Genomic DNA, 17126 nt, shown 5'->3' with positions numbered 1-17126 from the left:
AAAAGCAAGGAAGACGACAGCCGGGTACCGGGGACGACCGCACTACAGTGGGGCGGGACGTCCACGGGACCCGGGGCGTGACCAGGCAAGCAAGCAACAGGGAGCGCATGACGTGCGGCCGGTAGGGAGCAAGTACCTCCTTGAGGAGCCGATTGGACGCGGCGCCACGGGCACCGTCTGGCGCGCCCGCCAGCGGGAGACGGCGGGGGCCGAGGCGGCCGTTCCGGGGCACCCGGGCGAGACCGTGGCGATCAAGGTCCTCAAGGAGGAGCTCGCCAACGACCCGGACATCGTGATGCGGTTCCTCCGGGAGCGCTCCGTCCTGCTCAGGCTCACCCACCCCAACATCGTCCAGGTACGGGACCTGGTGGTCGAGGGCGATCTGCTGGCGCTGGTCATGGACCTGGTCGAGGGCCCCGACCTGCACCGGTACCTCCGGGAGAACGGTCCGTTCTCACCGGTCGGCGCGGCCCTCCTGACCGCGCAGATCGCCGACGCGCTCGCGGTGAGCCACGCCGACGGCGTCGTGCACCGGGACCTGAAGCCCGCCAACGTGCTCCTCAAGCAGGGCGGCGGCGAGATGCACCCGATGCTGACCGACTTCGGCATCGCCCGCCTCGCCGACTCCCCGGGGCTGACCCGGACCAGCGAGTTCGTCGGCACCCCCGCGTACGTCGCCCCCGAGTCAGCCGAGGGCCAGCCGCAGACCTCCGCCGTCGACATCTACGGCGCCGGCATCCTGATGTACGAGCTGGTCACCGGACGCCCGCCGTTCGCCGGCCAGTCCGCGCTGGAGGTCCTGCACCAGCACCTCAGCGCCGAGCCGCGCCGCCCCTCCACCGTCCCCGAGCCCCTCTGGACGGTCATCGAGCGCTGTCTGCGCAAGAACCCGCGGGAGCGGCCCAGCGCCGTCAACCTCGCCCGCGCGCTGCGCATCGTCGCCGAGGGCGTCGGTGTGCACGCGAACTCCATGCAGATCGCCGCGGCCGACGGAGTGGGCCACATCCTCGCCCCCGACCCGGCGCCCGCGCAGGTGCCGGGCGGTGGCGAACCGTTCGGCTCGGCCGACCCGACGCAGGTGCTGCCGCACGGCGCCGGCGCGTACGACCCGAACGCCGCGACGAGCGTGCTCCCGCACACCTCGGGCCCGGCGGGCGCCGCCGACCCCACCGCCGTGCTCCCGCACACCAGCGGCTCCGACCCGACGTCCGTCATGCCGCCGGTGCCGCCCCACGACCCCGGCGGCCAGCCGCCCGAGCAGCCCCACCCCTGGCAGAACCAGCTCCGCGCGGCCCGCGACCGCAATGAGCAGACCCAGGTCCAGTACCTGGACCCCAATGAGGACCCGCTGCGTCGCCGCCCCCAGCGGCAGGTCAACCGCCCTCCGCAGCCGCCCCAGCCGCAGCAGCAGCCGCGCCGGCAGCAGCGTCCGCAGCAGGGCGGCCCCGGTCCGGGCTACGGCCACCCGCAGCAGCAACAGCCGTACGCGCCGCCCGCCCCGCAGCCCCAGCGGCAACAGCCCCAGCGGTACGCGCCCGCGCCGCAGCCGCAGCCGCAGCAGCCGGCGCCCCGGCCCCAGCGTGAGCCGCGGCCGCCCCGCGAGCCGCGTCAGCGCAGCGCCAACCCGATGAGGATCCCCGGTCTCGGCTGCCTCAAGGGCTGCCTCTTCATGATCGTCCTGCTCGTCGTCGGCGGTTGGCTCATCTGGGAGTTCACGCCTCTCCAGGAGTGGGTCGGCACCGGCAAGACCTGGTGGGGCCAGCTCTCCACCTGGGTCGGCGAAGTGGGCAAGTGGATCGGCGACCTGGGCAACGGGTCCGGTTCCGGCGGCTCGGGCCAATAGAGCGCCCTGCGGGCCGAAAAAGCATGGGGCGCAGCCCCGGCTTTTTCAGGGGCGCGGGGAACGGCCGCGACCAGCCCCACACACACCCGCACCCGCCGACGCCCCCGAACCTCCCACCCCCATCCGCGTACCCCGCAACCCCGGGCGGAGCCCCATGTTGGGGACTTGTCGACATCTGAGGGGTGATTTCCGCCTGGGCGGTGAACGTGGGGTCATGGGGCGCGTAGCTTTGTCGCCAACACGCGGCCTGTAGGAGCAGTCTTGGGACGGAAGATCGGAAGCCGGTACACCGCGAACCAGATCCTGGGGCGGGGCAGCGCCGGCACGGTGTGGCTGGGTGAGGGCCCGGAGGGCCCCGTCGCCATCAAGCTGCTGCGCGAGGACCTCTCCTCCGACCAGGAACTCGTCAGCCGTTTCGTCCAGGAGCGCACGGCGCTGCTGGGCCTCGACCACCCGAACGTGGTCTCCGTACGCGACCTCGTCGTCGACGGCAACGACCTCGCCCTCGTCATGGACCTCGTCCGGGGCACCGACCTGCGCACCCGCCTCGACCGGGAGCGGCGCATGGCCCCCGAGGCGGCAGTCGCCATAGTGGCCGACATCGCGGACGCCCTGGCGGCGGCGCACGCCGCCGGAGTCGTCCACCGGGACGTGAAGCCGGAGAACGTGCTGCTGGACATGCAGGGCCCGCTGGGTCCCGGCGGTTCGCACCCGGCTCTCCTCACCGACTTCGGCGTCGCCAAGCTCATCGACTCGCCCCGCCGCACCCGTGCGACGAAGATCATCGGCACACCGGACTATCTCGCCCCCGAGATCGTCGAGGGCCTGCCGCCCCGCGCGGCCGTGGACATCTACGCCCTCGCGACCGTGCTGTACGAGCTGCTGGCCGGCTTCACCCCCTTCGGCGGCGGTCACCCCGGTGCCGTACTGCGCCGTCATGTCACCGAGACCGTCGTCCCGCTGCCCGGGATCCCTGAGGAGCTGTGGCAGCTCCTGGTGCAGTGCCTCGCCAAGGCGCCGGCCTCCCGGCTGCGGGCGTCCGAGCTGGCGGCGCGGTTGCGGGAGCAGCTGCCGCTGCTGGCGGGGATGCCGCCGCTGGACGTCGACGAGCCGGGGACGGAGTCGGCGGACGGGTACGAGGAGGTTCCCGCCGAGGCGGAGACGCCTCGGGAGCGGGTGCGGCGCGGGGCGGTGCCGTTGGTGCCGGGGGCCAAGCCGGACTCCAACCGGGACACGCACACGTCCATGCGGGTGCCGGGGCCGGATGAGCTGGCGGGGGGCGCCCGGGGAACCGCGCGGGCGCCTCGGGCGGCGGGGGCGCCTCGGCCGGGATCGGCACGGAACCGGGCGATGGCCCGTCGCCGGCGGATCACGCTCGGAGCGGCGGCGGTGGCGCTGGCGATCGCGGCGGGTGTGGGGACCTGGGCGGCGACCTCGGGTGACGAACCGGCCGGCGGGTCCACGGACACGAACACGTCGACGCCGACATCACCGTGACCGGGCCGTGGGGCACCGCCCGCAGAGTCACCGCGCGGGCCGGCGCCGCGTTCCAGGGCGCACTGGCCGTCGCCGTGATCGTCTCAGTCGGTTCCTGCGGTTCCTCGGAACCGCGGGGGTCCGCCCCGCAGGCGGACCACGGCTCGGCAGGCTGCGAAGTCCGTGACACCACCCAACAGGTGGCCGATCGTTTCTCCGGGCTGGGAAAGGTCGTCAGCGCCGAATGGTGTGCGATCGATCTCACGGGAGGGTCGTCCCGTGTTCCCGGGCCGAGCGACATCAGGATGGTCGGCTGCTTCGAGACCACGGCCACGGACATGAGGAGAATCCTCGACGACCGGGACCGGGAATTCGAGCGGGTCGAAACCGTGGACGTTCCGGAGCCCCTGCGTCGTTGCGTGGGCGGGCCATCCGAGTGGGTGACCAGTACCGAGATCGACGAGGAGATCACGGGCGGTCTGTACACCGCGACCTTCTCCTTCGACCGACTGTCGAACAGGGTTCTGTTCGACACCGTCAACCCGGTTCGGACCCAGGACGAGGGGGTCGTTGTCGGCGGCTGAGAGCCGCACCGGACGCACCAGGTGGTCCGACGGGCCCTCCGGGTGCCCGCCCAGGACGCGGTCACCGCCCGCTGGGCGGTCGGCGGAGCCGTTACGCTGGGGGGCGTGGCAGTCGTCGATGTATCCGAAGAGCTGAAGTCCCTCTCCTCGACCATGGAGTCGATCGAGGCCGTTTTGGACCTCGACAGGCTGAGGGCAGACATCGCCGTGCTCGAGGAGCAGGCGGCCGCGCCGTCCCTGTGGGACAACCCGGACGAGGCGCAGAAGATCACCAGCAAGCTCTCCCACCTCCAGGCGGAGGTCAGGAAGGCGGAGGCGCTGCGCGGTCGCATCGACGACCTCGCCGTCCTCTTCGAGATGGCCGAGGAGGAGGACGACCCGGACACCCGCGCCGAGGCCGAGTCGGAGCTGGCCTCCGTGCGCAAGGCGCTGGACGAGATGGAGGTCCGTACCCTCCTGTCCGGCGAGTACGACTCCCGCGAGGCCCTGGTCAACATCCGCGCCGAGGCCGGTGGCGTGGACGCCGCCGACTTCGCCGAGAAGCTGCAGCGGATGTACCTGCGCTGGGCGGAGCAGAAGGGCTACAAGACCGAGGTGTACGAGACCTCGTACGCGGAGGAGGCGGGCATCAAGTCCACCACCTTCGCCGTACAGGTGCCGTACGCCTACGGCACGCTCTCCGTCGAGCAGGGCACCCACCGGCTCGTCCGTATCTCGCCCTTCGACAACCAGGGGCGTCGTCAGACCTCCTTCGCCGGTGTCGAGGTGCTCCCCGTGGTCGAGCAGACGGACCACATCGAGATCGACGAGACCGAGCTCCGCGTGGACGTCTACCGGTCCTCCGGTCCGGGCGGCCAGGGCGTCAACACCACCGACTCTGCGGTGCGGTTGACCCACATCCCCACCGGCATCGTCGTCTCCTGCCAGAACGAGCGGTCGCAGATCCAGAACAAGGCCACCGCGATGAACGTTCTGCAGGCGAAGCTCCTGGAGCGCCGCCGGCAGGAGGAGCAGGCCAAGATGGACGCGCTCAAGGGCGACGGCGGCAACTCCTGGGGCAACCAGATGCGTTCGTACGTCCTGCACCCGTACCAGATGGTCAAGGACCTTCGCACCGAGCACGAAGTCGGCAACCCCGAGGCCGTGTTCAACGGTGAGATCGAGGGCTTCCTGGAGGCCGGAATTCGCTGGCGCAAGCAGCAGGAGAAGTAGCGGTCCCGGAAGCGGGAACAGCGACGGGCCGGAGCCCGGACAATTTCAGCGCTTTGTCGACAAGGCAACTGTCTTCCCCTGGAAGCCAGTTGCCTTGTCTGTATGGGGATGTCTGGGTTTTACGTCACACTCACATGTCGTTGTCGCGGTCAAATGCGGTGAACGGGACATCGCGTACGCAACGACCTTGACGTTGCTGCGAAAACTGGGAAGGCTGGCGCGTGGCATGCGCATTACTGGGGTGCATGTGAACCGGGGGACTTCGACCCAACCGACTGCTCCCGTTGATCGCGGCCCCGGCGCGCTGCTCCAATTACTGATGAGCTACTGGGGGTAGCAGCCATATGACGAAGAAGACGCGGATCCGCGTGGCGCGAATAGCCGCGGGGGCCGTGATCGCCGCCGGTGCTTCGCTGACCGCCGCGGGTGCCGCTTCCGCACTGGACCTCAACATCGGCGTAGGTGTCGACACCGGCAGCGGTGGCAAGGTCGGAGCCGGTGTCTCGGTCCAGACCGGCAACGACACCGAGGGCAACACCAACGTCGGTGCGACCACGGGTGAGACGACCGGCGAGACGACCGGTGAGACCACCGGTGAGACCACCGGTGAGACCACCGGTGAGACGACCACGACCGGCACGACCGGTACCACGGGCACGACCGGCGAGACCAACACCACCGGTGCGGTCAGCACGACGGGCACCATCGGTACCACGGGCACGACCGGCGAGACCAACACCACCGGTACCACGGGTACGACCGGCACCACGGGCACCACCGGTACGACGGGGACCACGGGCACGACCGGCACGACCGGCACCACCGGTACGACGGGGACCACGGGTACCACCGGCACCACGGGTACCACCGGCACCACGGGCACCACCGGCACCACGGGCACCACGGGCACCACCGGCACCACCGGGACGACCGGCACCACCGGGACGACCGGCACCTCCGGCAGCTCGACCGGTGGCGACGACGACTCCAGCACCGGTGGTGACGACTCCACCGGCGGTTCCACCTCCGGCGGCAGCGACCCCGACGGCGGCAACGACGAGGTCGTCCAGGAGGAGGGCTCCTCGGCCCTCACGGACACCGGCACGGAGACCGAGGCTCAGGGCGCCGGCACCGCCGAGCTGGCCGAGACGGGCGCGGCGGAGACCACGTTCCTGCTGGTCGGCGCCGCCACGATGATCGCCGGCGGTATCGGCTTCCGTCTGCTGCCGCGCCTGATGGCCGGCCGCGGCGCCGCCGCCTGACCACACGGTCAGGCACAGCCACACATCAGTACGACGAAGGCCCGGGGCAGCCAGCCCCGGGCCTTCGTCGTACGTATCCCTGCTCGTCCTCTATGCCGTCTGGTGCGCCAGCAGCGCCAGTGCCGTTATCAGGATCGCCAGAAGGGCGATCAGGGTCATGGGGCTCAGGTTCGCGAAGGGGTTCTCCTGCTGGAGCCGCTCGCGGCTGGCCCGGCACACATGGCAGCGGCCCTCGGCGACGGGGGAGGCGCAGTTCGCGCACACCAACCGGTCGTACGTCATGCGCCTCGCCCTCCTTGCAGTGGCCTCACACACACCTCAACGCTTCGCGGAGCCTGGACGTTCCTCTCCTCCACTGTGCCAGGTCCCCCCGGAGGTTGCGCGGGCGCCTACGAAGGGGTGGGTGACCTCGGTCGCGTGGCTGCGGGCACGTCGTGATCGCTCGCGCGGTTCCCCGCGCCCCTCACGGGGCCGGGGGGCGGTACAGTCACCGTCATCCATTCCCGACGGCTTGTGGTGTATCCGTGATCCGATTCGACAACGTGTCCAAGGTCTACCCCAAGCAGACCCGTCCCGCACTCAGGGATGTGTCCCTGGAGGTCGAGAAGGGCGAGTTCGTGTTCCTGGTGGGGTCCTCCGGCTCCGGGAAGTCCACCTTTCTGCGGCTGATCCTCCGGGAGGAGCGGTGCAGTCAGGGTCAGGTGCACGTCCTGGGTAAGGATCTCGCGCGCCTGTCCAACTGGAAGGTGCCGCAGATGCGCCGCCAGCTCGGGACGGTGTTCCAGGACTTCCGGCTGCTGCCGAACAAGACGGTCGGGGAGAACGTCGCCTTCGCGCAGGAGGTCATCGGCAAGTCGCGCGGTGAGATCCGCAAGTCCGTGCCGCAGGTGCTGGAACTGGTCGGGCTCGGCGGCAAGGAGGAGCGGATGCCGGGCGAGCTGTCGGGTGGTGAGCAGCAACGAGTTGCCATCGCGCGGGCCTTCGTGAACCGGCCCAAGCTGCTGATCGCCGACGAGCCCACCGGCAACCTCGACCCGCAGACCTCCGTCGGCATCATGAAGCTGCTCGACCGGATCAACCGGACGGGCACCACCGTGGTGATGGCGACCCACGACCAGAACATCGTGGACCAGATGCGCAAGCGCGTCATCGAGCTGGAGAAGGGCCGACTCGTCCGCGACCAGGCGCGCGGCGTCTACGGCTACCAGCACTGACCGCCCCAGTCCACGGAAAGGCCCAGTAAGACGCCATGCGCGCCCAGTTCGTTCTGTCCGAGATCGGTGTCGGTCTCCGCCGCAATCTGACGATGACCTTCGCGGTCATCGTCTCCGTCGCCCTCTCCCTCGCCCTGTTCGGCGGATCGCTGTTGATGAGCGACCAGGTCAGCCAGATGAAGGGCTACTGGTACGACAAGGTCAACGTGTCGATCTTCCTCTGCAACAAGAGCGACGCGGAGTCCGACCCCAACTGCGCCAAGGGCGCGGTCACGACCGAGCAGAAGAACCAGATCAAGTCCGACCTGGGCAAGATGGCGGTCGTCGACAACGTCGCCTACGAGTCGCAGGACGAGGCGTACAAGCACTACAAGGAGCAGTTCGGCGACTCCCCGCTGGCCAGCAGCCTCACCCCGGACCAGATGCAGGAGTCGTACCGCATCAAGTTGAAGGACCCGGAGAAGTACCAGGTCATCGCGAGCGCCTTCAACGGCCGTGACGGCGTGCAGTCGGTGCAGGACCAGAAGGGCATCCTGGACAACCTCTTCAAGCTCCTCGGGTACCTGAACCTGGCGGCGCGCGGTGTGATGGCGGTCATGCTGGTGGTGGCGCTGCTGCTGATCGTCAACACCGTGCGGGTCTCGGCGTTCAGCCGTCGTCGTGAGATCGGGATCATGCGGCTGGTGGGCGCCTCGGGCTTCTACATCCAGGCGCCGTTCATCATGGAGGCGGCGGTCGCCGGTGTCATCGGCGGTGTGATCGCCTGCGTCTTCCTGGCCCTCGGCCAGTACTTCGTGATCGACAACGGAGTCTCGCTCTCCCAGAACCTGCCCCTCATCAACTTCGTCGGCTGGGACGCGGTCCTCATCAAGCTGCCGCTCATCCTCACGGTGAGCTTCCTGATGCCCGCTTTGGCCGCGTTCGTCGCGCTGCGCAAGTACTTGAAGGTGTGACGCACGCCCCTGAGGGCCGTACCGGCAAGGGCCGGTGCGGCCCTTCGCGTTGTCCTAGACTCGCCGACATGTCAGGCCGCGACCTGTTCTCCCAGCCCCGCCGCATCGGCCGCGGGGCCGCCCTGACCTTGGTCTTCGCGAGCGTCCTCGTCACGGGCGCCGCGACCGGCTCCTTCGAGGACCCGCAGCGCTCGACGGCCGCCGCGTCCGACACCTCCCGCTCCACCCCCACCGGCAGGGAGCAGGACGTCGCCGACGCCGCCGCCGAGGCCATGGCCGAGGGCAAGTCCCCCGTGGAGGCCGCGGAGCGTGCCGTCAGCCGCAGCGGCGACCGGTGGGGCGCCGTCTACTCCGAGGGCGAGTACGAGCAGTTCGAGGAGGCCCTCGACGGCGAGTACACCGGCGTCGGGCTCTGGGCCCGCCGCGAGCGCGACGGCCGTATCGAGGTGACCCGGGTGCAGGACGGCTCGCCCGCGGCCGGTGCCGGCATCCGCGCGGGTGACCGGCTCGTGAGCGTCGACGGAGAGAAGGTCGACGGCCGGCCCGTCACCGAGGTCGTCTCCTTACTGCGCGGCGACGCGATCGGCGGGGGGACCGAGGACAGCGGGACCTCCGAGAGCGCGGCCGCCGGTACGAAGGTGTCGCTGGAGCTGCGGCGCGGCAGCCGGACCTGGCACGAGACCCTGCGCCGGGCGCGCCTGTCCACCGAGGACGTGACCGTCAGCCGTACCGCCGGCGGGGTCGCCGTCATCAAGGTCGACGCGTTCACCAAGGGCTCCGGCGACCTGGTGCGGGCCGCCGTCGAGCAGGCCGGTGACACCGCCGGGTTCGTCCTCGACCTCCGTGGCAACGCCGGCGGCCTGGTCACCGAGGCCGTCACCGCCGCCTCCGCCTTCCTCGACGGCGGACTGGTCGCCACGTACGACGTCAACGGCGAGCAGCGGGCCCTGCACGCCGAGCCCGGCGGCGACACCACCAGGGCGCTGGTCGCGCTGGTCGACGGCGGCACGATGAGCGCGGCCGAGCTGCTCACCGGGGCCCTCCAGGACCGGGGCCGCGCGGTGGTCGTGGGCTCCCGCACCTTCGGCAAGGGCTCGGTCCAGATGCCGAGCCGCCTCCCCGACGGCTCCGTCGCCGAACTGACCGTCGGCCACTACCGCACCCCCTCCGGCCGCGGCGTCGACGGCAGCGGCATCACCCCCGACCTCGAAGCGGACGAGGACGCCCTGCGACGGGCCGAGACGGTACTGAGCGGACTCGGGCAGTAGCCCGCCACGCGCGCGCCCTCACCGCCCCTCGTTAATCGACTTCCCGCCGACCCCCTCCGGGGTGCGAAAATGGGCGGCACTATGAGCAAGGGAATGTACGTACCGAAGGAGTCCCAGCCCAAGCAGGGCGGGACGGCCGCCAAGGCCAGGGACGGCGAGAAGGGCGGCAAGAAGAAGATCGTCGCCCAGAACAAGAAGGCCCGGCACGACTACGCGATCATCGACACCTACGAGGCCGGTCTCGTCCTCATGGGTACAGAGGTCAAGTCGCTGCGCGAGGGACGGACCTCGCTGACCGACGGCTTCGTCCAGATCGACCGGGGCGAGGCGTGGCTGCACAACGCCCACATCCCCGAGTACCACCAGGGCAGCTGGACCAACCACTCCGCGCGCCGCAAGCGGAAGCTGCTGCTGCACCGCGAGGAGATCGACAAGCTGGAGTCCAAGGCGCAGGAGACGGGTCACACGATCGTGCCCCTCGCCCTGTACTTCAAGGACGGCCGGGCCAAGGCGGAGATCGCTCTCGCACGAGGCAAGAAGGAGTACGACAAGCGGCAGACCCTGCGGGAGAAGCAGGACCGGCGGGAGTCGGACCGGGCGATCGCGGCGGCGAAGCGGAAGCAGCGGGGCCAGTAGGGCCAGTAGGGCCAGTGGGGCGAGGGGTCGCCGGGAATACGGTGGCATCGGCGTGCGTCGGTCACGTACGATGGTGTCAACACCGGCCGCGGTCGGTGTGAGCGTTGAAAACAAAACATGGGGATGATCGGTTTCGACAGCGGCTGTCGAAGCAGGGGAAGCGTGTCGAGGAAGCGGCAATGATCTCGTTAACCATATGTCGCACCAAATAATCGCCAACACCAAGCGCGATTCCCAGACCTTCGCTCTCGCTGCCTGATAAGCAGTGAACGAAGGCCCTAATGGGTGTCAGCCCGGGAGCGTTCCCGGCCCGGATCCTGGCATAATCTAGGGAACTAAACCATTGAGCCCGGTCACGGGGCTCGATGGGAAACCAAACAGTGACTGAGCCCGTCGGCGACTTGTTCGCGTGATCGCCGGGGCTGAGAAAATCACAGCGAACTGCACACGGAGAAGCCCTGGTTCCGCACCGTTGGACGCGGGTTCGATTCCCGCCATCTCCACAATTCCCATGTGAAGCAAGCGAGTAGGGGCCCGGTGGTCGTTTCGACCACCGGGCCCCTTTCGTCATCCCGCGACCCGGCGGGCCGTGCTCGATCGCACGGTCAGGTGGGGTGCGAGCAGGGTGGACTCGGGGGTGGGATCGCTGCTCAGCTTCCTCATGAGCAGGTGTACCGCCTGTTCGCCCACCTCCGCCGCCGGGATGGCGATCGAGGTGAGCGGGACAGGCAGGGCGGTGGCCTGGGCGTCGGGGCAGAGGGCGGTGAGGGAGAGGTCGGTCGGGACGCGCAGGCCGAGGTGTTCGAAGGCGTCCAACAGGGGTTCCAGGATGGCCTCGTTGTGGATGACCACACCGGTGAGGGCGGGTTGTTCGCGCAGGAGGCGTTCCGCCACCGCTCGGGCGGCCGCCGGGGTGGCCTCGCAGGGATGGACCGTGGAGGACATGCCGTTGCGGGTGGCGGCCGAGGTGAAGCCCTGGACGACGCGTTGGGCGAAGGAGGTCTGACGGACGTAGACCTCGGGCGGGGAGCCGATCAGCCCCACCACGCGGTGGCCGAGGCCCGCCAGGTGTTCCACGCACAACTCGCCCGCCGCCTTGAAGTCCAGGTCGATGCAGGTCAGGCCGGTGGCGTCGGAGGGGAAACCGATCAGGACCGACGGGCGGCCCAGGTTGCGCAGCAACGGCAACCGGGGGTCGTGGAGTTGGACGTCCATCACGATCAGCGCGTCCACCAGCGCCGTGTCCGCGACCCGCCGCAGACCCTCCTCCCCCTCCTCCTGTGTCAGCAGCAGGACGTCGTGGTCGTGCGCACGGGCCGTGGTGACCGCCGAGACCGCGAACTGCATGACCACCGGCACGTTGATGCCGGCCCGTAACGGCACCACCATCGCCAGGACGTTGGACCGGCTGCCGGCCAGGGCACGGGCGCCCGCGTGCGGCCGGTAGCCCAGCTCGCGGACGGACGCCTCGACCCGCGACCGCGTCTCCGCCGAGATCGGCCGCTTGCCGCTGAGGGCGTACGAGACCGTGCTGGGGGAGACGCCCGCGTGCCGTGCCACATCAGTGATCTTCACCGTCACACCGACCCCGCTCCTTCGGCCGGATCCCCGTTCGGATCCCCGTCCAGGTCCATCGTCAGAAACCCCGTGCCCGCCTCGGCCCTGACCTCCCGGTCGCCGGCCGCGAGCCCCCACGGCGCCCTGGGGTCGCCGCACGACGCCCGCAGCACATCGCCCTCCCGTACGACGGTGAAGGTCACGTCGCCCACCGGCACCGTCACCTGGGCGCCGTGGGCGAGACCGTACGCGCGCAGGGTGACCCCGTCGGCGTGGTCGTAGTCCGGGCGGTCCGTCACCGAGCCGACGGGGACGACCGCGCCCGGACGGACCAGGAGCGGCACGCTCGTGAAGTCATGGCGTTCGCGGACCCAGCGCGGGCCGGTGACCGTGTCACCGGCCGGGAAGCGGGTCCAGGTGCCCTCGGGCACGTAGTACGTGACATCGCCCTCGTCGCTGAAGACGGGTGCGACAAGGAGGTCGGGGCCGAGCATGTACTGGCGTTCCAGATGCGCGCAGCCGGGATCGTCCGGGAACTCCAGCACCATCGCGCGCATCATCGGCACGCCCTCGGTGTGGGCCGTGCGCGCGGCCTCGTAGAGGTAGGGCATGAGGCTGAGCTTCAGTTGCGTGAAGTGCCGCAGGACGTCCACCGATTCGTCGTCGAAGAGCCAGGGGACGCGGTACGACGACGAGCCGTGCAGTCGGCTGTGGGAGGAGAGCAGGCCGAAGGCCATCCAGCGTTTGAAGAGCGCGGGTGTCGGGGTGCCCTCGAAGCCGCCGATGTCATGGCTCCAGAACCCGAAGCCCGACAGCCCCAGCGACAGCCCGCCCCGCAGCGACTCGGCCATCGCCTCGTACGTCGACTCGCAGTCGCCGCCCCAGTGGACGGGGAAGCGCTGGCCGCCGGTGGTCGCCGACCGGGCGAAGAGGACCGCCTCGCCCTCGCCCCGGTGTTTGCGCAGGACGTCGAAGACGGTCCGGTTGTAGAGGTAGGCGTAGTAGTTGTGCATCCGCTCCGGGTCCGTGCCGTCGGACCAGGTCACGTCCAGGGGCACCCGCTCGCCGAAGTCGGTCTTGAAGCAGTCGACGCCCTGGGAGAGCAGTGCCTCCAGCTTCGAGGCGTACCACTCGCGGGCCGCCGGGCTGGTGAAGTCGACGAGCGCCATGCCGGGCTGCCAGAGGTCCCACTGCCAGACACCGCCGTCGGGTCTGCGCAGGAGGTGGCCGAGCGCCTTGCCCTCCGCGAACAGCGGGGAGCGCTGGGCGATGTACGGGTTGATCCAGACGGAGATCCGCAGGCCGCGCCGCTTGAGACGGGCCAGCATGCCCTCCGGGTCCGGGAATACCCGGGGGTCCCAGACGAAGTCGCACCACTGGAACTCGCGCATCCAGAAGCAGTCGAAGTGGAAGACGGACAGGGGCAGCCGCCGCTCCCGCATCCCCTCGATGAAGGAGGTGACCGTCTCCTCGTCGTAGGAGGTGGTGAAGGAGGTCGACAGCCACAGGCCGAACGACCAGGTGGGCGGGAGCGCCGGGCGGCCGGTGAGCGCCGTGTACTTGCGGAGGATGTCCTTAGGGGTGGGGCCGTAGATGACGTAGTACGTCAACTGCTGGGTCTCCGCGCTGAACTGGACCTTCGACACGACCTCCGAGGCGACCTCGAAGGAGACCTTGCCGGGGTGGTCGACGAAGACGCCGTAGCCGGCGTCCGTGAGGTAGAACGGCACGTTCTTGTAGGCCTGTTCGGTGGCCGTGCCGCCGTCCGCGTTCCAGATGTCGACGACCTGGCCGTTCTTGACGAGCGGGCCGAACCGTTCGCCGAGGCCGTACACCGAGGTGCCGACGCCCAGGTTGAGCTGTTCGCGCAGGTAGTGCGCGCCGGTCGCCTCGCGCATGATGCCCATCGACTTGGGGCCGCTGGTGGTGAGCGTGCGGCCGTGGGCGAGGAAGTCGACGTGCCAGGGGCCGGTGCGGGAGACGCGTACCGACAGCTCTCCTGCGGTGAGGGTGGCGTGCTCGTCGTCGTAGGAGGCGTGGGGGGTGAACTCCTCGGTGGTGAGTTCGAACTGAGGGCCGCGCGGTCGTTCGCCGGTGAGGTGGGTGAACGTGACGCCGATGACGTCGGGCATCGGGGCGTGGGCGCTGATCGTCACGACCGGTCCCTTCAGCAGGTCGCCGCGGTGGCGGATGGGCTGGGTCGGGGCGTGGATCTCCAGTGCGCCGTGGTCCGTGGCGGTGACGTCCAGGACCTCGACAGGATGGGCGGCGGTGACACCCTCGCGGAGCAGCCAGTAGCCGTCGGTGAACTTCATGTGGGGGGGTTTCTCCTTACGTCGCGGCCTGTTTCACTGCTCCCACCGTGATGCCCCGGCTGAGTCGCGCTGGAAGAGGAGGAAGAACACGAGGATGTGAGAGGAAGTGGACCGGGCGCCCTGAGCCTTCGTGCCGTCAGCATCCCGCGCCCTCCAGCGGAGTCGGATGGTTCTCGGGCGTCACGCGACGGCTGTCGGCCGCGCGGCCCGTTGAAACATGCACTTCGTCGAACCACATGGTCGAATCGTTTCGACGCCTGACGTCGAAGCGCTTCGACGGAAGGTAAGGGCGGGCCAAGGGCGCGTCAATGGGACGGAGGGGAGAACGTCGGGCGTTCGGTGGGGCGAACGGGGGCGGATCCGGTCGTGCGGCGGGCCGAGGCGATCAGCAGGGCCAGCGCCGCCGCGGCGACCGGGAGGCCGAAGGCGGTGGTGATGGGGTCGGCGTGCGCGCTGTTCTCCGCGAGTCGGCCGCCCAGGGCCGATCCGGCGGCTATGCCGGTGAGCAGGGCGGTGACAGCGAGGGTCATGCCCTCGTTCACCTGCCCTCCGGGGGTGCGGCACTGGAGGAGGGACATGGCGGTGACCATGGTGGGGGCGGTGGCCATGCCGGCGAACAGGAGGGACGGGGCGAGAGCCAGGAGGGAGCCGGTGGTGGTCGCGGTGAGCCAGGGGAGGGCCATCAGGGTCGTCATCGCCGCCAGGCACCACAGGAAGCGGCGTTCCGCCGGGCCCGTCACCCGGACGGCGCCGTAGGCCAGGCCAGCCGCGCAGGACCCGGCCGCCTGGAGACCGAGGATCACACCGGCCGCCGAGGGGTGGCCCTGGGCGTCCGCGTAGGCGACGGTCGCGATCTCCAGCGAGCCGAAGACCCCGCCGGTGGCGAGGAAGACGGCGAGGAGGGCGGGGACGCCGGGGGCGCGGAGGGGGGACCTCGTGGTCGTACGGCCGGTGGGGGGCGGTTCCGTGGAGCGCCGGCCGGTGAAGACCAGGACGCCGGTCATGAGGAGCAGACCGCCGACGAGGGTGCCGGCCTCGGGGAAGAGGGTGGTGCACAGGAGGGCCGCGAGGGCCGGGCCGAGCATGAAGCAGAGTTCGTCCGCCGCCTGTTCGAAGGAGTTCGCGGTGTGGAGGGCCGCCCGGTCGCCCTTGAGGAGGTGGGCCCAGCGGGCGCGGGACATGCCACCGGTGTTGGGGGTGGTCGCGGTGGCCGCATGGGAGGCGAAGAGGGTCCAGTCGGGGGCGTCGAAGTGCACACAGGCGATCAGGGAGAGGCCGGCGAGGCAGGCGAGCGCGGTGGCGGGGACGGCGACCTTCGCCTGGCCGTGGCGGTCGACCAGGCGGGCGGTCCAGGGGGCGACGAGCGCGGTGGCGGCGAGGCCGGTCGCGACGACGGCGCCGGCCAGGGCGTAGGAGTCGCGGGTGGTGGCGATCATGAGGATGGCGCTGATGCCGAACATGCCCATGGGGAGTCGGGCGAGCAGACCTCCGGCGGTGAAGCGGAGGGCACCGGGGGTCTGGAAGAGGGCGCGGTAGGGGGTGGGGATGGGGGTGGGGGTGCGCCGGCGGGTGCGGGTGGGGGTGCGCCGGCGGGTGCGCGCGGGTCGTGGCTGGTCGCGCGGTTCCCCGCGCCCCTTGGGGCGGCGGGGGCGGAAGTCGGCTGCCACCAGTTGGTCGGCGGTCACGGTCAGCAGAGGTCCTGTCGGTTGCGGCATGTCCTCAACCGTCGCGCCGCGCATGATCCACCGTCCAACACCTACTCCGTGGTGATTCACGCGCCCCGGTTGTAAATTCGCCGGATGTCCAGCGTCCCCCATGCCGCCGAGCCCCGGCTCCTCCGCGGCTTTCTCGCCGTCGCCGAGGAACTGCACTTCACCAGGGCCGCCGCTCGGCTCTTCGTCGCCCAGCAGGCGCTCAGCCGGGACGTCCGGCGGCTGGAGCGGGAGTTGGGGGTGGAGCTGTTCGTACGGACGACCCGCCAGGTGGTGTTGACGGCCGACGGGGAGCGGCTGGTGCCGTACGCGCGGCGGGTGGTGGCGGCGCAGGAGGAGTTGGTGGCCGCGTTCCGGCAGGTACGGCCCCTGTTGGTGGATCTGAACTCGCCGGGGCTGGCCACCGGGGCGCGGGTGTTGCGGCGTGCCCGTGAGCTCGCGCCGGAGCTGGAGTTGATGGCCCGGTACGAGAGCGGGCTGACGTACGCGGCGGCCGAGATGCTCGCCGGGCGGCTGGACGTGTCGTTCGGGAGGTTCGCGGGGCTCGACCCGGCGGTGCGCGGGGGGCTCGAACAGCAGCCGGTGCGGTACGAGCCCATGACGGTGATCCTGCCCGAGGACCACCGGCTGGCCGCGCTGGACGCCGTACCGCTGGCGGAGATGGCGGGCGAGAGCGTGTACGCGGGAGCCGGGAACCCTCGTACGCCGGAGTGGACCGAGCTGGCGGAGCGGCTGTTCGAAGAGCGGGGGATCGAGGTCGCGGCGCCCGCCCCGCTGGCGGTGGGGGAGGAGGAGTTCCAGCGGATCATGGCCAAGACGCGGACTCCGGTGCTGGCGGTGGTGGACTTCCCGCCCATGCCGGGCACCGTGTCGAGGCCGCTCGTCGACCCCGTACCGCTGTCGCCCGTCTCGCTGGTGTGGCGCAAGGGATTCGCGCATCCCGGGCTCGACACGCTGCGGCGGGCCGCCGTCGAGCTGGGGCGGGCGGAAGTATGGCTATCACATCCGGAGGACGGGTGGATTCCGGCCACAGATGCACTCATCATGATGACCTTCACCTGACATCACACATCAGGCATCTCTCCCACCTCTAC

14 protein-coding genes and 1 other RNA gene are annotated in these 17126 nt (G+C 70.4%); 11 read left to right on the top strand and 4 right to left on the bottom strand.

Annotated elements, in window-relative coordinates; translation table 11 throughout:
- Positions 1–112: 112 nt before the first annotated feature.
- The 5 genes from ACFY9I_RS05350 (at position 113) to ACFY9I_RS05330 (ending at position 6377) form a co-directional block, all read left to right on the top strand.
- Complete coding sequence (locus ACFY9I_RS05350) at positions 113–1843, top strand: protein kinase (protein ID WP_390996885.1); 1731 nt, start codon at positions 113–115, stop codon at positions 1841–1843.
- Between the two features lie 261 nt (positions 1844–2104).
- A complete protein-coding gene (locus ACFY9I_RS05345) occupies positions 2105–3340 on the top strand; it encodes a protein kinase (RefSeq protein WP_390996884.1) in 1236 nt (411 codons plus the stop codon).
- Positions 3337–3903, top strand: a complete 567-nt coding sequence (locus ACFY9I_RS05340; RefSeq protein WP_390996881.1) for a hypothetical protein — start codon at positions 3337–3339, stop codon at positions 3901–3903. The genes ACFY9I_RS05345 and ACFY9I_RS05340 overlap by 4 nt, the downstream gene beginning before the upstream one ends.
- A 105-nt stretch (positions 3904–4008) precedes the next feature.
- Positions 4009–5115 (top strand): peptide chain release factor 2, encoded by a 1107-nt coding sequence (prfB, locus tag ACFY9I_RS05335; RefSeq protein WP_390996878.1) that lies wholly within the window; start codon positions 4009–4011, stop codon positions 5113–5115.
- 344 nt (positions 5116–5459) lie between these two features.
- Entirely contained in the window at positions 5460–6377 is a 918-nt protein-coding gene (locus tag ACFY9I_RS05330) for a hypothetical protein (protein WP_390996875.1), read from the top strand.
- A gap of 90 nt (positions 6378–6467) precedes the next feature.
- On the opposite strand, the gene ACFY9I_RS05325 is transcribed toward ACFY9I_RS05330, so the two are convergent.
- Complete coding sequence (locus ACFY9I_RS05325; protein ID WP_390996872.1) at positions 6468–6659, bottom strand: hypothetical protein; 192 nt, start codon at positions 6657–6659, stop codon at positions 6468–6470.
- Positions 6660–6901: 242 nt separating this feature from the next.
- Here ACFY9I_RS05325 and ftsE point away from each other — a divergent pair, with 242 nt between their 5' ends.
- The 5 genes from ftsE to ssrA all read left to right on the top strand — a co-directional run bounded on the left by ftsE (position 6902) and on the right by ssrA (position 10954).
- The gene (gene ftsE / locus ACFY9I_RS05320; protein ID WP_009320785.1) at positions 6902–7591 is read left to right on the top strand and encodes a cell division ATP-binding protein FtsE; all 690 of its coding nucleotides are present in this window, start codon (positions 6902–6904) and stop codon (positions 7589–7591) included.
- A 35-nt stretch (positions 7592–7626) separates the two neighbouring features.
- Positions 7627–8544, top strand: a complete 918-nt coding sequence (gene ftsX / locus ACFY9I_RS05315; protein WP_390996870.1) for a permease-like cell division protein FtsX — start codon at positions 7627–7629, stop codon at positions 8542–8544.
- Between the two features lie 68 nt (positions 8545–8612).
- Positions 8613–9812 (top strand): S41 family peptidase, encoded by a 1200-nt coding sequence (locus tag ACFY9I_RS05310; protein ID WP_390996868.1) that lies wholly within the window; start codon positions 8613–8615, stop codon positions 9810–9812.
- A gap of 93 nt (positions 9813–9905) precedes the next feature.
- Positions 9906–10448 (top strand): SsrA-binding protein SmpB, encoded by a 543-nt coding sequence (gene smpB / locus ACFY9I_RS05305; RefSeq protein ID WP_390997042.1) that lies wholly within the window; start codon positions 9906–9908, stop codon positions 10446–10448.
- Between the two features lie 119 nt (positions 10449–10567).
- Positions 10568–10954, top strand: a transfer-messenger RNA (tmRNA) gene (gene ssrA, locus ACFY9I_RS05300).
- Positions 10955–11015: 61 nt separating this feature from the next.
- Here ssrA and ACFY9I_RS05295 read toward each other — a convergent pair.
- The 3 genes from ACFY9I_RS05295 to ACFY9I_RS05285 all read right to left on the bottom strand — a co-directional run bounded on the left by ACFY9I_RS05295 (position 11016) and on the right by ACFY9I_RS05285 (position 16035).
- Positions 11016–12029 carry a substrate-binding domain-containing protein gene (locus ACFY9I_RS05295; protein ID WP_390996866.1) on the bottom strand — a complete coding sequence of 338 codons (1014 nt, stop codon included), beginning with the start codon at positions 12027–12029 and terminating at the stop codon, positions 11016–11018.
- A complete protein-coding gene (yicI, locus tag ACFY9I_RS05290) occupies positions 12026–14320 on the bottom strand; it encodes an alpha-xylosidase (RefSeq protein ID WP_390996863.1) in 2295 nt (764 codons plus the stop codon). Before yicI ends, ACFY9I_RS05295 begins: the two co-directional genes overlap by 4 nt.
- 305 nt (positions 14321–14625) lie before the next feature.
- Entirely contained in the window at positions 14626–16035 is a 1410-nt protein-coding gene (locus ACFY9I_RS05285; RefSeq protein WP_390996862.1) for an MFS transporter, read from the bottom strand.
- An 84-nt stretch (positions 16036–16119) separates the two neighbouring features.
- Between ACFY9I_RS05285 and ACFY9I_RS05280 the strand changes: the two genes are divergently transcribed.
- A complete protein-coding gene (locus tag ACFY9I_RS05280) occupies positions 16120–17094 on the top strand; it encodes a LysR family transcriptional regulator (protein ID WP_390996860.1) in 975 nt (324 codons plus the stop codon).
- The last annotated feature ends 32 nt before the right edge of the window (positions 17095–17126 follow it).

It is taken from the genome of Streptomyces sp. NPDC012510 (assembly GCF_042955065.1).
Lineage (GTDB): Bacteria > Actinomycetota > Actinomycetes > Streptomycetales > Streptomycetaceae > Streptomyces.
Note: the sequence above shows the minus strand (reverse complement) of the source record. Positions and strands in the feature narration are given on the sequence as shown.

Bases quoted from the DNA above. Each gene is read 5' to 3' on its own strand.
- ACFY9I_RS05280 (WP_390996860.1), top strand. From the start codon at position 16,120: ATGTCCAGCGTCCCCCATGCCGCCGAGCCCCGGCTCCTCCGCGGCTTT.
- ACFY9I_RS05285 (WP_390996862.1), bottom strand. From the start codon at position 16,035: ATGCCGCAACCGACAGGACCTCTGCTGACCGTGACCGCCGACCAACTG.
- ftsX (WP_390996870.1), top strand. From the start codon at position 7,627: ATGCGCGCCCAGTTCGTTCTGTCCGAGATCGGTGTCGGTCTCCGCCGC.
- smpB (WP_390997042.1), top strand. From the start codon at position 9,906: ATGTACGTACCGAAGGAGTCCCAGCCCAAGCAGGGCGGGACGGCCGCC.
- yicI (WP_390996863.1), bottom strand. From the start codon at position 14,320: ATGAAGTTCACCGACGGCTACTGGCTGCTCCGCGAGGGTGTCACCGCC.
- ACFY9I_RS05325 (WP_390996872.1), bottom strand. From the start codon at position 6,659: ATGACGTACGACCGGTTGGTGTGCGCGAACTGCGCCTCCCCCGTCGCC.
- ACFY9I_RS05330 (WP_390996875.1), top strand. From the start codon at position 5,460: ATGACGAAGAAGACGCGGATCCGCGTGGCGCGAATAGCCGCGGGGGCC.
- ACFY9I_RS05310 (WP_390996868.1), top strand. From the start codon at position 8,613: ATGTCAGGCCGCGACCTGTTCTCCCAGCCCCGCCGCATCGGCCGCGGG.